This window comes from Pedobacter petrophilus (genome assembly GCF_009674725.1).
In the GTDB taxonomy this organism is placed as follows: Bacteria; Bacteroidota; Bacteroidia; order Sphingobacteriales; family Sphingobacteriaceae; genus Pedobacter; species Pedobacter petrophilus.
In genome coordinates, this window is record NZ_WKKH01000018.1 from 37,935 (window position 1) to 53,411 (window position 15,477).

Below are 15,477 nucleotides of genomic sequence, written 5' to 3' on the forward strand. Positions count from 1 at the left end.
TCAGATGCTTGTTATAGCACTATTGGATTGGTTTTTAAACTAAAATGAGGCATTCACTGTAATTTCCTCACTTATTCATTTAAGCAAATGGAAGAATAGTAAGCTAATCAGGGTTGCTGTAATGAGTATTTTTTTTACTCATTCCTGTATTTTTAAATAAAAAAGATGCTTCTAGCTTAAACAACAGATTCTTCTGGACGCGGTTCAATAGGTTTACTTCCCCAATAGGTTGCTAGCAGAGAAAATGTGGTGTTCATAATAGGCCCGTTAACTGCAGGGGCTAAACCCACCGTTGCAATTTTACCCATCTGTACTGCAATTCCAGATGCTAAGCCACCATTTTGCATCCCCACTTCAATAGCTATTGTTCTGCTGTTTAATTTTGACAGGCCAAATAAGCGACCACCCCAATAACCCAAAAACACTCCAGCGGTCATGTGTAAAAACATGGCAACCACCAACGTAATGCCAATATGTAACATATTGTTTCTACCTGCAGCCGTAATTATTATAATGATACAAGCGATGCCGGCCATAGAAATTTTGGGCATTACATGATCTATCCACACTGCTTTTTTATGAAAAAAATGGTTTACAAAAACGCCGAGGAAAATAGGTATGATTACCAGTTTCAATATATCCAGAAACATAGCAGAAAAGCTAACTGGCACAAATTGACCTCCTAAAAATTTCATTAATAGTGGGGTCATTAGTGGAGCTAGCAGCGTAGAAACTGCAGTAATGGTGACCGATAAAGCTAAATTGGCCTTTGCAATAAAAGCGATGACATTACTGGCCAATCCGCTTGGCATACAGCCCACCAAAACAACCCCCGCCGCAATCTCTGGCGGAAAGCCGAATGCTTTGGCTATGGTAAAACCAACAAAAGGCATAATGGTATAATGGCATAGCACGCCAACCAATACTGCTTTAGGCATTTTAAACACGCCAGACAAATCGCGCCAGCCCATGGTACAACCTACTCCAAAAGTAATAATTTGCAGCAAAGGCACAATGAGGTTTTTTAGTTGAAAGCTGCCTAAGGTGATAAAATATTCAGGAAAAGTCATAGCAACAGTTACCGAAGCAAGGATGAAAACTGTATAAGCGAATTTTTTAAATTTGGCCGACTGCATCATGGTAAATGCCAGAAGCAGCCAAAATACGGTTAAAAACAAGCCTCCTTCCACAAGTTTATGACTTAAAAATAAGTAAGTAGCAATTATTAATATGGCTACCGTTGCCAGTAGGGATATTTTTTTTAGGGTGATGCCCATTTTTTAAAGTATTAAATCTATCTGAAGCAAAGCATTATTAATGTTATTGATTTCTTCGTCTGTTAATATGAAAGAAGCTGCTTTTACATTTTCTAACATCTGCGAAGCATTACGTGCTCCAACCAACACTGAAGTAACCGCGGGTTGCCTCATAGTCCAATTAAGTGCTAATTGTGCAAGGCTGATGTCTCTTTCATCTGCTATGTGTTTTACGGCATCCAGCATTTTCATCACTTCCTTATGGTTGTGCTCTTTAAAATAAGGTGTGTTAGGGCGGTGGTCGCCATGGTTAAAAACATGCCCAGGTTTTATTTTACCTGTTAAAAGTCCTTTTTGTAAGGATGTATGTGGTAAAATACCAATACCATTCTTTAGGCAAAAAGGTACCAGGTCTTTTTCAATACCCCGATTAACCATACTATACGCTACCTGATTTGTAGCTATTGGCAAAACAGCATTGGCTCTTTCCAGTAAATCTACTGGGCAGTTACATACTCCAGCCGCCAGAATTTTACCTTGCGTTTTCAATATTTCCAATGCTTCCATGGTCTCTTCTATAGGCGTGGTGCTTTCTGGCCAATGCATCTGGAAAAGGTCGATATAATCGGTTTGTAAACGCTTAAGGCTTCGTTCACATTCGTCGATAACACTTTGCTTACCATTAAACTTATATATTTTAACAGGTTTGTCCTGATTGTCTTTGCTCTCAAAAGCAAAATCACCTTTCTCGGCGTCCCATATCATCCCAAATTTTGTAAGCAGCTGCACTTTGTCACGCTTGCCCTTAATGGTATTTCCAACCACAATTTCGCTATGCCCCATGCCATAAACGGGAGCGGTATCAATGGTGGTTACTCCGTTTTCTATAGCAGCTTCAATTGCCTTAATTGCATCGCCTTCATCGGCTCCGCCCCAAAACCAGCCTCCTATTGCGAACGCGCCATAAGTAATAGGCGAAAGCATAATGTTTGTGCCCGGTAATTGCTTCTTATCCATTTTATTATTTTTTTATATTGATGCTTTAATATTTAGTTGAGATAAATAGAGCTGGCGTTTTTAGGTTAGCCTCACCTACTCAATTTTTATTTTCTTTTGATTATGTACTCACCCTGCCCTGCATTAAAATACAGCAAGCCATCTTTATTGTACAGGTCATTTATAGAATTTTTACTATTGCTTAGGCACTTGATACTCCAATTGCCTTTTGCCAAATCGGCAATTAACACCTTGGTTGTTCCCTTAGCAGTTATTTTTAAATTGATGGCAGTTGCAGCCAGGTCTCCGTTTTTATTGAACAGTACCATCCTATCACCGATTGTAGTGCCTACAAATCGATCTGTTTCTACCCTTTCGGCCAACAGTGGCTTGGCATTTCCATAATCCATCACCTGCATCACATTCAAAAAATTATCCACCTTGTTGCCATCCTTAGGCGAAATCTCTATTCGCCATGCGGCATTATCTCCAGAGTTATTTGCCGCAACAATTTGCTGAGGGAAATTTTTTCCGTTCACGTTGTATTCATTTCCCTTGCCACCAACTTTCTGTATACTAAGGTTTTGAATCAATGGCAATAAAGTAGTGTTGATCATTTGACCATTGTACCCTTTGTCGCTCCGTTTTACCATGGTAATATTCCCTTGGATTACAGGCTCTTCCACGCAGTGCAATAAGCAAGATTTTTTATAGCTTTTATCGGAAGCATCTACGCGATCAAAAACAATCAAAGCTGCAGGTACACCTATATTTTTAAGGTTCAAAAACACAAAAGAGCGCTTAAAGCTTTTTACTTTATTACTATAAGCTTCTGCAAGTTCTCCTTTTAGGTAAGTATATTCGGGGGCTATGGTATCAGGGCCAAAAGCATGTGCCAGTACTTCACCTGTTTTATAATCTTTTGCAAGAAAATCTGAGAGGTTTTTGGGTTCTGCCGCACCATTGGGAAACTGCTGCCCACCATCGTTCACTACCTCATTATCATGCCAGGTGAACTTTTCATCAGACTTGTAGATAAGCATTGAATTATGAGCAATTGTACGTTGATAATAGTTTTTAAAATGCGCTGAGCCATAGGCTCCTGTGGTGCCTTGGTAAATGCCCGAGTTAACCGCAAGAGGCCCTTTATAATAAAGTTGAAAACTGCCCGCATCCAAATGTTGATGGTTGGTAAAATTATAGGCACCTATCTTCATCTCAGCCACTACTGCATTTGAGTTTATGCCAGCTTCCCAACCTGTTCTTGCCACCATGGTGCCCAAGGGCTCTTTAAAGTATTTTGTTAGGGGCGTAGAACGCATGTCTTCTTTTGGCAATACATTGGGGTCTATGAGTAAGAGATCGTATAGGGGGTCTTTGCCAATCAGTTTTCCTTTAATAGCCGCACTCATAAGAACGGGGTCTTTGAAATAACTTGCCGTAAGCGCATCGGATGCCATGCTCCAATAGTCGCCGAATTTGATGAACAACTCGTTAAAATCGTCGCCATCTCTAAATACCTGTCCATCGGGTCTGCGGGTATAAAACCATTTATACGGCACGTTAGCTTGAGACTTGCTTACCACGTTTGGATACCCCATCCTATCAAAAAGGAGGGTAAAAAGCAAATCGTACTTAAACCGGTAAGGTCCATAAGCACTTCCCTGGTGGTGGTAAGAAGCTGGGTAAAACAAATTTCTAATCGGGATAAATTCAGCAAATATCCTACCCGCTACCAAGTTGTATATCTCGGGTTTTTCATCATAAGTAGCAATGCCGCAAGAAAGCATATCTCTTGATAACTGTGCCTCTACCCCATGTCCCACAATGGATCCTTGCACTAATTTTGGCCAAACTACTTCTAGTTTTGTTGCCAAAGATTCCATTTGTGTGATGAGGACTTTTTTTTCTTTATCGCCTATTAAATCATAGCACCAATCATATACTACAGCCATGGTATGTATGGCATTACCGATGTCTCTGCAAACGTCGGCTTTATTATAATCAATGATGATGGTCTTATTCAGGTTTTGTATGGCAACCACGGCTGCTTCTCCCGATGGAACATGATGGTCAAACGCATACAAAAAAGCTTTTGATTCAATTGCACTTAACACTTTAAAATCTATGTTGTGCCTTACACCTTGTTTTAGCTCACCATCGGTAGGCCTAAGAGCCTGTTTCCTGATGCTATCTAAACAACCCGACAACAAAGGGTTTGCCGCATTTTCTTTTAGCTTCGCAATGTCTGATTTTCTAAAATACAAACGAGGGTGTTCGTGGGGTGGCTTGGGGATATCCAAGCCCAAGCCATCCCTTTTGGTTAAGGGTGGATATTTAACTTGAACAATTTTATTTGTATCAATAGCATGAATATAGGGATCCACATATCCTGGATGTGCGTCTAATACTTTCTGTGCATGCGCAGCTAATCCGATGGCAAAAGCAACTGCAGTTAGTAGTATTTTAATATTATGCATTAGCAGGTTTCATTTTGATTTTTTTATTGATGTTTTTATGGTACGGCGGTTATAGTGAGGATATTAATTATTGTTTTCTATTACAAAAAGAAACTGTCTCTTCCATATTCCGCTAATTCGTTGTCTTGCATCATCAAATCACCATCGCCCTTCTTACCTTTTCTGCCGCTTACGCCTATGCCGCCAATTACCTGCCCGTTATGCATAATGACCACACCACCTGTAAATCCAGTAAAATTTTCATCCGTCCAATTGCGCATATCAAAATCAACTGTTTTTTCATTTTTGGGAAAGGATGCCCAGTTGATGGTATCTTTTTGGCCTACTACCGCAGAATACGCTTTGCTTTGGGCTAGCTTGATACTTGCGGGCACCACATGATCCATCGCCTGAAATGCTATTAAATGCCCAGAGGCGTTAACTACCGCAACCGCTACGGGGTTACCTCCATCCTTGCTGGCGTTGGTTATGATTTGATTGACGCCTTGCATGGCTTCTTCTAGTGTTACAGATAAAATATTGAATGGCATGTTTTATTTCTAAATATTGAGGTTTTGCTTATCGGGTCATTTCGTCTGCGGCAAGCATGATAATGCCAGGCACAAAGCCACGGAATTTTTCATCCATCAAATTCACCTTTTTCTCTTCGGCGGTTACGGCCCAACCTGTATAGGTATTATGCACCACTCCTTTTTCATCCACACTCTTTTTAATAAACTCCCAACCCTTATTACACATATCATTATATATAGGCGGCAACCAACCATTTCTCATTCCTTCTTTTACAGATGCCACAACCATTGCGATACCGGTAACTTCTTCAGGAGAAGAAGGATCATCAACCAATACATGCAAGCCACCGTTTTTACTTTGATATTTTACAGTCCCATCTGCAATAACCTTCATTGCTGCTGCAGCTCTTTTAAACTCTGGATGTGTTTTTGGCAGATAGCGCAATAACCCACTTATAGCCCATATTAACCAACCCTGAGAGCGGCACCAATAGGTTTTAGCAGGCTCTCCCTTAAATAAACCGGTACGTACAATTCCTTTTTTAACGTCTAAAAAATACTCGATACCTTGGTTTAACTGATAGATAGATTGTTTCCAATACATATTGGCCACAGCTATATCAGTACATAGCGATGCAGCAATTGCGTTAGCCCTTGTTGCCCAGTAAGCAGTATCAGGTATGGCGAAATCCATATAATTATAGTCGTCATGAGCAAGCATTCCAAACCTATCTCTGGCAGCATAATGTAAAATGGCATCGGCTACATCGAAGCAAACTTGCTTGGCTTTTAAATCGCGGGTTTGTTTATACAGTTCATGTACTGGAAATGCTACGCCGAGGTTAGCCGAATAAATAACAAATGTTAACGGGCCGTCTCGCAGTATCCTTGCCTTTGGTCCTTCATATTGTTTGTAATATTGCTCGTCGGTTAATTTAGAATCATGCTCTACATGAAAATTAAACCACTTTTTGGAGTAGTCTAACCCTTCCTTATAACCTCGATTAGCAAACCGGAGCAAGCCTTCTATCTGTATGGTGCCATCCCAGTCGGTATTAACCGTTTTAAACTCTGCCTTTAGGGTATTTTTCACCATTTGTTTCAGGTTAGCTGGAAGCATATTCGGTAAACCATCCGCACTCAATACAGACTTATCATAAAAATTTTCGGTTTGCTTGCCTACACTTAAAAGCGGCGATAGGAGGCCGCCTAGAGTTAAACCCAAGGCTAATTCTGTAAACTCTTTTCTTTTCATTTATATAAAATTTTTGTTTTTATTGGGTTATTCAACTTGTCTGCAACTTCTTGGATATAGCTTTCAAATCCTGCTTTGGTAGAGAAACGAGGGTCCGTTTTTTCCCAACAGGCGATAAAATAGATGTTATAAGTTTTATTTTTTTGAGGTTTAAGTGCTACATAGGAAGTATTTGGGATACTATCTGATGAGCTGGTGGTGGCATGACTTGCATATTGACTTGCCGGAAATAAAATGGCCAGTCCCAATTTGGTTTTAGTGCCATCGGCCTGATCCCCATAAGTAAACACAGAACTGTATTCGGAATTATGGTTTTTTAATACCGCCTCGCCACCTTCAAAATTAGCTATTCCGGTAACCAGATATTCATTGTCAGCAAGGCTCAACTTAATTTCATTCTTATAAAAATAATCTCTTTTTATGATGGAGACTTTTTCAAAGCCATTTTTTAATCTGCCAGCAGCGTCCCATTTCTTAAAATTTAGTTTAAATGCTGCGTATAAAGATCCTTCAGCAATCGCTCGAAAAGTGGTTTTATCAGCATCAGCCAGACGATAAAGGTTTCCGTTTTTTTGTACCGCTAAACCACCTGCCCCTAATGAATTGCCAGTACGTAAAATATCCATACCCCAATCTTGAAGCTTATGCCAACTACCAACCAAACCTACGCGGTTTAAAATAGGTTCTGATAAGACTTTACCATAGATATCTTTACCATTTCGTTTATCAAAAAAACTTCTGAAAGCCACTTTATCATTTTCAATTCCCGGACCTTCTAGCTGATAAACCGGATCAGCGATGTTCTGTGTAAACCCCCGACTTCTTTCTAAATACTCAATTTCCTTTTCAGGAAGTGCATTTTTACTTTTTTTGCTAAAGCGGATATTCGTTACTTGCGGAAAAGAGATTTCATCAATCGTTTTTACCCATTCCATCTTCAATGTATCTTTTGAGTTAGCATTGAGATTCACTTCTATTAATAAGCAATCCCATCTTCCGTCCTCATCTTTATCTATCAATTGGCTTGTTAAAGTTTTATTTGCTTTCTTTATTAGCGGATAAAAGCCCGAAGGCATATTTTTTAGTTTACTTTTTTCGATACAGATAATTTCACCTTCTCTTTTAAAGCTTTGGTCATTTTCAATAATGATTAAGTGTTGAGGTATTTTGGCTTGTGACCAAGCCTGAGTGGCTACCAAAATGATCAAAATTGGTAAACAAACACGTTTTATAAAAAAATCCTGAAATATCAGCTTATAAAATATCAGCAAACGAAACTTGTAACCTTTCATGTTTTTCGGTTTTTGATTCCATTGGTTTTACCTAATCACTTATTAAGCAAATACATTTGCGTCTCTTATTTGGAGTACAAAAGTATTTTGCTTAAAAAATTGGGTTGGCAAAAAATGAAGTCTATTATATTTGGTTAACCAATTTTTTGTTAACCAAATATAAAAACAATTTTAAACAATTCAAGAAAATTATTTTCTTTTTTAACATAGCTATAATGCTTCTTTTTTCTAAAGAGACATCATAAGACTTATAGAAGGCATGTTTTTGAAGTTTAGCCCAAAAGTAGTTAAGGCCATATCATAGGTAAGTGGAATAGCAGAGTGCTTGTTAACGATGGGTAAGTTATAAGCCGCGCCCGTTCTTCTGCCAAGAAACGTTTATTCGAAAACCAGATTATGGTTTAAAATGGCCAAAATTATCAGTTCTGTTATTTGCTTGAGCAGCTAAGAATTGATTTATTGGAGACTATTAAATCGATTTATAAAAATATTGTTGAACCCGCTAGCTTAAAAAATCAACACTTGTGTTTTGCCTGAGTTAAATTAAACCTTGCAAAATATATTTCTCGGTATTTGCATATAATGAAGTATAAATGCTAAAATCGGTTCTATTGGTATCAATTCTTCTTTCCAGGCGTAATACAGGGCTACCGGCATCAATTTCTAGGTAATGGCTCACCAAATCATCTGCTAAAATTGCCCAAATTTTTTGCTCTCCACCTTTTATCTCAATTTTATAATGCGTTCGTAATAGCTCGTATAAAGATTTGTTTGCTAAGGATCTGGAAGCAAAGCGTGGCAAATTATGATTTGGGATATGGAGAAACTCATAAAAGACAACGGTATCCGCTACACTTCTCTGCCTTTCAATGTAGAAACAAGAGTCTTCCAATTCTTGCTGAGTTGGAGTAAAAGGCATAACATCTGGCCATGATGTAATTCTAGGGCCGTCGATAATTTTTGTCAATAAGTTTTCTACATTACTGTTTGAATTAGCTAAGCGGCCTTCTATGGATAGAATACCCAGCCCGGTTGGCAATTCTTGTACAATGCTTCCCTTGCCATGATGTTTTTTTATATAGCCATCATTAACCAATAAGGCCAAAGCCTGTCTAATAGTTGGTTGTGTTACCGAGTGAGCGATATTGAGTTCACTTTCTGACGGAAGCAAGTCGCCAGCTTTATAAACCCCATTACTGATTTGTTTACGCAGGGTTTCATAAAGCTGGCGATATTGTGGAATCCTAATATTTTTATCAGCCATTTACAATATTAACAAAAATTAAAGAGCTATTGGTTAGCGTTCATCATACATCTAAAACCAAGTGTACCAGCTCGATCTAAACCTGGGTACATCAAAAAATATTTGCAATGAAAATCAATGGGCTGTTTACCCCCTGGAGCAGCTTTAAAATAACTTGTTCCACCGCCAAAGTACCACCTAGATGTGCTCAACTGCCAAGTTTCACAGCCGCCGCGGAGGGTTACAAAGCGATTATTACCGTCAAACCTTTCGCTCTCATTCCATTCCCATACTTTATTAAATACAAAGCTTGTCCCGTGGGTTTCAGCTGCAGCTTGCCATTCCCATTCTGTGGGTAAGCGCATACCAGCCCATGCGGCGTATGCCCTTGCATCTTCCAAAGAAACATACACAACGGGTTCGTTTTTAATGGCATCTGGGCATTTAGTGCCTTTCCAATGTTTCAAATAGTTATCAGTATTTGTTGGCGTATAGCCTGATTTGTTTATGAAATTTTCAAACTCTCCATTAGTAACCACCTTAGGCATGATTTGGTAATTGGGCAATACCTGATTTTGGTGATGAATAATAAAGCTGAAACCATTCTCTTTCACAAATTTATATTCGGTTTCATTCACTGCGTCCTCATCTGGGTAACAATCACCTTCACGCTGTGCATGTTTAACGGTAAAGTGGTAATTAGCACCCTTAACCTTCAATAAATTGGCGATATAATTTTTATTTGCAACTACAGCACTAGGCGTTTTTGCTTTCTTTAAGAACAAGACTTTAGCATAATTATCATTTACAGGAAGCGGTTTTGCATCTTCCGCCTTTTGCTTAGCTAGCAAAGCAAAAATTTCTTTAGAAGGCATTTTACCTTTAAGACCTAACACGCAACCTAATCGATTTATACTTACACTGATTTTACCATTAACCAAGGCTAATTTTTTTCCTGTCCATAAATCATAATACTGCATGTGATGCTCATCTGCATCAAATTCTACCTTAACACCTTTTAATGGAGCATCGGCAACGACATTCCAAATTCGAGTTTCGCTGTTTTCCCAGGATGATATATTTACCGATTTATTGTTTGTAGGCAAATATGGTTTCCATGAATCAGAGGTGTATAAAGGATAGTATTGTTGCCAAATGGCGTTCATTTTACGGATGGTCTGACGATCTGTGGCGTTCCATTTATTCATTATTCCAAATAGGTTTTCCCAAACTATCGCCCCTTGGCCGTTTAACCATGTAAAAGCAAGGTCGTTCTGGCGGTCGGTTTTACCACGATTGATCCTTAACTGCAAATGATCTGGAATGATCCATTTCAAGGCAAGCACCCCTTGATTATTGATTGGCTTTACGGTTTGTGCCCATGAAGAGGTAACGGCGTTAGGCCCTTGTGCGCATTGCAACAGCGGACTCAATTCAGGGCCAACCGTAACACCTCTTTTATACTTATCCAGCTCTTGCTGAAACTCCATCCCATAGGTGCCAACATCCATAAACAACCCATCGGCATCGGTTTTACCAATTATTTCCGGAAAAATTTTGAAATCAGTTTTGTCAGCTTGCCTGGTATCTACGTCCCAAGGATTATAGATAAGAATTGCTTTTACTCCGTTATCATGAAATTCCTTTACAATATTGGCTAAAGCAGGTATACCGCCGGGCATATTGTAAAAATAATCAAACTGGTTTTTTTCGTCGATACCGATATTAGGATAGCTATGCCATATCATTACCGATTGGAAACCTCCAAATTCCTTTTTCATCTTATCGCAGTACTCTTTTACCTTATACTTGCCGGTTTCGTTATCATAAAAATCCTTGTCCCACATAAATGCAAACCCCATAATAAAATTCTTTTTGAGCCATTGCATTTCAGGCCGGTCATACAATTGCCTGTCTAATGCAATTGATTTAGGATTAAACATTATAGCCAGTTCATTATATCTTTTTACACGGTCTGGATTAGATGGCAGCGACAAATTCAATGAACGTATATTTACCTTTGCAATCATATCATCAAGCGCTTCTACACGTACAAAGGGCACTATAGAAAAACTATCAGTGTTAAATTTGGGCACTGAAAGTGTTTGGCTAAACCTTGCCATTTTCTTATCCGCCATAAAATATTCGGTCCCATGGAATACCCGCCTAACTGGATTTGAAATTTCTTCCCCTTTGTTCTTTAATGCGAAATCGATAAATATCTTGGCCTTACCTGCCTTAGCATCTATCATTCCATCTATCACTATTTTTTCTGAAGGCACTAGCTTCATATCGAAAGCTACCTTATTAAAGTTTATGGTGGTCTGTCTGGTTTTATCAAGAATCAACTCGATAAAATAAGCCGTTGTATCATTGGTATGTGCCCTTACAAATGATTGATAATCTTTCATTTTTTTGTACCAATCGTTCCAATTTTCGCCTGGTTTAGGAGGTAAGATAACAGATTCGCTATGTTCTAAGGTTTCTGAGTACTTCCAGTTAGCTGTACCATCCCACATATCGGCATTTATTACATATTGAGAGAAAGGGAAACGGAGGTAATCTGATTGCTTATTTTGTGCATGGAGTTCAGTGGCTGCAATAAGCAAAATAAAGCATATAAGCAGTTTAAATGTTAGATTTTTATGTTCCATCGTAAAGATTATTAAAAAGGGAATGAGATGATATATTATTAGACTATTTTAGAAACGATTATAGCGATAAGTCCAAACACATAAAAAGCAATGGTAAGGCTTAATAAGGTTAAAGTTCCTTTCGGAGGATTTTTAAATTCTTTCCATACAAAAATACCCCATAAAATGGCGACCACTGTTGCACCCTGTCCCAAACCGTAAGAGATAGCGAAACCTGCCTTTCCTGCTGCTAAAATACTAGCAGACATGCCTATACACCATATCGAACCTCCAAGCACACCTATTAAATGAGTTTTTAAAGTGCCTTCAAAATATTGGCTATAACTTACAGGTTGGCCCACAAAGGGCTTTTTCATAATCACTGTGTTTAAAATAAAATTACTGACGAAGATTCCTAGTGAAAAAAAGAATATAGCAGTATAAGGGCTAAGAAGTCCCGCTTCTGGAGTAATTAGATTTACTGCCATTGATTTGGCTACAAACCGATAAAAAAAACTCATTAAAACACCACTAATTACCGCTAATACAATGCCTTTGGCAGAAGTTTGATGCGAGCCATTATTCATTTTACGGTAAGCGAAAGCGCTGGTTATAATAGCCAGTGCAACTAAAAATACGCCAACTGCGAGATAAACCGGATCGCCGACCGGGGATGCCATGTAATTGATAAACACACCTAATACTAAAGCGATACCCACGCAAATAGTTATAGCAATGGACATGCCTGCAATAGCAATAGCGGCCACTAATAAAATATTTGCAATATTAAAAATCAGTCCTCCCAACATGGCAGACCCAATACTGCCTGAGCCTGCCTGAGCGAAATCATCGGCGAAAGACCGCCCATGGCTGCCTGAACTACCCAGCGTTAGGGCCAAGACCAAGGAAAACAATAAAATACCGATGGTGTAATCCCAATAGAAAAGCTCAAAACGCCAAGTTTTTGAAGCGAGTTTTTGAGTGTTTGCCCAGGATCCCCAGGCAAACATGGCAACAAAACATAAAATAACAGAGATGGTATAACTTTCTGGAGTATACATTTGGTTTAGGTTTAAATTTGGTTAATTATTGAGGTGAGCTTGATGTAAATTGCATCCTGTCTCAATACTCATATCTGCTTGGTTTAATTCTATAATGTAATTAGGCATTTGTTTAAAATTCCATAATCGCTTTGCGGGATACCTTTAGCAAAGGTTCAAAATTCCCATAATCCCTCACTTTTTTATAGGGTTTGTTTGCAACTGTGTTGTATGAGGCGATAAGGCTCCATCGGTCATGATCAGAATTATTACTATCGGAGCGATGAAGAATATTTCCGTCAAAAAACAAGGCATCGCCAGGTTCCATCTCCATATATTCCAATTCATATTTACTAATTGCTTCTTGTAATCTTTCTTCGTCTACCACAGTTTGTTCGTTGATGCGATCGTGATTTATACGGCCAATTTTTTGCGAACCTCTTAACACCTGAAGGCATCCATTCTCCCTAGTTGCTTTATCTACTGCAATGGTACAGCTTAACATATCTGGCAATAAGCAACCGTAGTTGTACCAATATCCATAATCCTGATGCCACTCCCAAGCCCCACCTTCTTTGGCATTTTTGAGTATCATTTTCGCACTATACACGTAAATTGATTCGCCAAGCAAAATTTCTGCGTTTTCAACAACCCTTTCGTTTCTTGAAAACATGCCGTAAATATCTTCTCCAGGCTTATCCCACATTTTAAGTTTGGTAAGGTTTCCGGTTTGGTCACCTTTAACCAGTACTTCTTCTGGATTAATATCTGCTTGCGCAATGGTTTTTAATTTAGCCACTTCTACTGCACTAAACAAAGATTTAACCAGTATAAATCCACTTTCTTTAAATATCTTTTTATCGGCTGGACTGAATAATTTAAAATTAGGATCTGCGATTACTTCTGGTGATTGTAACATGATGATAAATTTTAGCTATTGAAATTGTTTACTTCGGTTAAAGTAGGTAGACCAGCTACCGTGCCTATTTTTGTTACAGCTAGCGCAGCCACTTTTGAAGCGAAATCAATCGCATCTTCAATAGGCTGATTAGTTGACAATGCATAAACTAGTCCACCGTTAAAGGCATCGCCAGCACCCGTAGAATCGATTGATTTTACTTTTTTAGCTGGGAAATGTTGCTTTTTATCTTGCGAAAGCAGAATACTGCCACATTCCGCCAGTGTAATAATTACATTTTTAGACCCTTTACTGATTAGCGCATCTGCTGCGGCATAGGCCGATTCTAGATCGGTAACTGCTATTCCAGAAATGATACTAGCTTCGGTTTCGTTGGGCGTAATATAATCCACTAAAGCGAGTATTTCAGGCTTAATGGCCTGAGCTGGAGCTGGGTTAAACACTACAGTTGTATTTGTTGAATGGCCAATCCTGATCGCTTCTTCCACAACGTCTAAATTGTTTTCCAACTGGATCAGTAAAAAATCAGCTTCTTCAAACAGTTGTTTATTGGCGTGCAAATCTGCAATGGTTAAATGAGAATTTGCACCCGCAACCACACCTATGGCATTATGGCCTTTATTATCAATGAGTATAAGTCCTACACCAGTATGGCAATCGTCAATCACTTTTACAGCATCTGTCGCTAAGTTTTCTTTTTTAAACAGCGCTAAGGCGTCCTTGCCAAATGTATCGTCGCCAATACAACACATAAATTTTAAGTCGGCTCCAAGTCTGGCCAGCGCTAAAGCCTGGTTAGATCCCTTTCCACCTGGTCCCATATCAAACCTACTGCCCATAATTGTTTCTCCAAGCGATGGAATTTTATCTCCGATTACGCTTAAACCCACGTTGTAACTACCTATCACTAATATTTTCTTCATTTAATTAATTAGATATAAGATTTGAGAAATGAGATATTAGATCTTGCTAAGATTTATACCTTTCTACCTTTAAAATATATTTGTTACTTTTTTAAATCGTTCTTTTTGCCTTTCGTTCATCCATTCGCAAATTTCCCATAAATTAGATACTGGAGTATTAGAAAAGGGCAATGTATGATGATAACCTGGAGGGCCGAATTCGGGAGCAATGGTACTTTGCCTCATCCCTTTAGCTAATTGTTTTTGCCAGATCATATCCCACCATTTTTCATGCGCTTCAACATGCTGCTGGTATTCTGGTGCTCGTGGATCGGGTACTTGTGGCCCTTGTTCATATCCTACACGTGCATGGATGTGTATGCATCGCTCTGCACAAAGCTGTATAATTTCTATTTCTGATTCAATTAAACGCTCACAAACACAAACCCAATGACTAAAATCGCAGCAAATGTTTAGCTCAGCAAATGACAGCAATAGCTCTCTGGTATCCCATGGATTATAAGTTATCCTGCCCCTATGCGTTTCATGTGCAACAGGTATTCCTATTTCTTTTTCGTATGCTAAAGCTTGTGCTAAAAACTCGTGTTTTTGGCTCATTGTCCAACTGTCTTTTCCACTTTGGCTATTGATAAGAACAGGGTTTAAAGGTAATGACTGTTGTATCAATTCTTTAAAAGAGGCTACGTGCTCTGTTACGGTTTCGCCATACGTGTGAATCTGGGCAATAAATTCAAAGTCATACTTGGAAAGTAGTTTTTTAAAGCCTACATGCTCCAATGCTCGAACGCTTTTAAACTCTACCCCGTTGTAGCCATTTTCTTTGATTTTCGAAAATGCCGATTCAAATGGTTCTGTAACTCCCCATAAATGGCGAAAGGTCTTTAACTGCATTTGGTTAGCTTATTATAATAAGTCAAAGCTATATATA

12 protein-coding genes are annotated in these 15,477 nt (G+C 38.8%); all 12 read right to left on the reverse strand.

What is annotated here, in order from left to right:
* Positions 1-176 precede the first annotated feature (176 nt).
* The 12 genes from GJU39_RS12785 to GJU39_RS12840 all read right to left on the reverse strand — a co-directional run bounded on the left by GJU39_RS12785 (position 177) and on the right by GJU39_RS12840 (position 15,440).
* A complete protein-coding gene (locus GJU39_RS12785) occupies positions 177-1,277 on the reverse strand; it encodes a bile acid:sodium symporter family protein (protein ID WP_154281191.1) in 1,101 nt (366 codons plus the stop codon).
* A 3-nt stretch (positions 1,278-1,280) separates the two neighbouring features.
* Complete coding sequence (locus GJU39_RS12790; RefSeq protein ID WP_154281192.1) at positions 1,281-2,273, reverse strand: aldo/keto reductase; 993 nt, start codon at positions 2,271-2,273, stop codon at positions 1,281-1,283.
* Between the two features lie 86 nt (positions 2,274-2,359).
* Positions 2,360-4,732 (reverse strand): heparin/heparin-sulfate lyase HepB, encoded by a 2,373-nt coding sequence (gene hepB, locus GJU39_RS12795; protein ID WP_154281193.1) that lies wholly within the window; start codon positions 4,730-4,732, stop codon positions 2,360-2,362.
* Between the two features lie 80 nt (positions 4,733-4,812).
* Entirely contained in the window at positions 4,813-5,262 is a 450-nt protein-coding gene (locus GJU39_RS12800; protein ID WP_154281194.1) for a GlcG/HbpS family heme-binding protein, read from the reverse strand.
* A gap of 28 nt (positions 5,263-5,290) precedes the next feature.
* Positions 5,291-6,499, reverse strand: coding sequence for a glycoside hydrolase family 88 protein (locus tag GJU39_RS12805; protein ID WP_154281195.1), 1,209 nt, complete (start codon positions 6,497-6,499; stop codon positions 5,291-5,293).
* Entirely contained in the window at positions 6,496-7,791 is a 1,296-nt protein-coding gene (locus GJU39_RS12810; RefSeq protein WP_154281196.1) for a DUF4861 family protein, read from the reverse strand. Before GJU39_RS12810 ends, GJU39_RS12805 begins: the two co-directional genes overlap by 4 nt.
* A gap of 538 nt (positions 7,792-8,329) precedes the next feature.
* Complete coding sequence (locus GJU39_RS12815; protein ID WP_154281197.1) at positions 8,330-9,055, reverse strand: GntR family transcriptional regulator; 726 nt, start codon at positions 9,053-9,055, stop codon at positions 8,330-8,332.
* 26 nt (positions 9,056-9,081) lie between these two features.
* Positions 9,082-11,382, reverse strand: coding sequence for an SUMF1/EgtB/PvdO family nonheme iron enzyme (locus tag GJU39_RS23905; protein ID WP_167515686.1), 2,301 nt, complete (start codon positions 11,380-11,382; stop codon positions 9,082-9,084).
* A 344-nt stretch (positions 11,383-11,726) separates the two neighbouring features.
* Positions 11,727-12,728, reverse strand: a complete 1,002-nt coding sequence (locus GJU39_RS12825; RefSeq protein ID WP_154281199.1) for a multidrug DMT transporter permease — start codon at positions 12,726-12,728, stop codon at positions 11,727-11,729.
* A 112-nt stretch (positions 12,729-12,840) separates the two neighbouring features.
* Positions 12,841-13,626 carry a phytanoyl-CoA dioxygenase family protein gene (locus GJU39_RS12830; RefSeq protein ID WP_154281200.1) on the reverse strand — a complete coding sequence of 262 codons (786 nt, stop codon included), beginning with the start codon at positions 13,624-13,626 and terminating at the stop codon, positions 12,841-12,843.
* Positions 13,627-13,637: 11 nt separating this feature from the next.
* Entirely contained in the window at positions 13,638-14,549 is a 912-nt protein-coding gene (gene rbsK / locus GJU39_RS12835; RefSeq protein ID WP_154281201.1) for a ribokinase, read from the reverse strand.
* Positions 14,550-14,618: 69 nt separating this feature from the next.
* On the reverse strand, positions 14,619-15,440 hold the full coding sequence (locus tag GJU39_RS12840; RefSeq protein WP_154281202.1) for a sugar phosphate isomerase/epimerase family protein: 822 nt from the start codon (positions 15,438-15,440) through the stop codon (positions 14,619-14,621).
* Between the last annotated feature and the right edge of the window lie 37 nt (positions 15,441-15,477).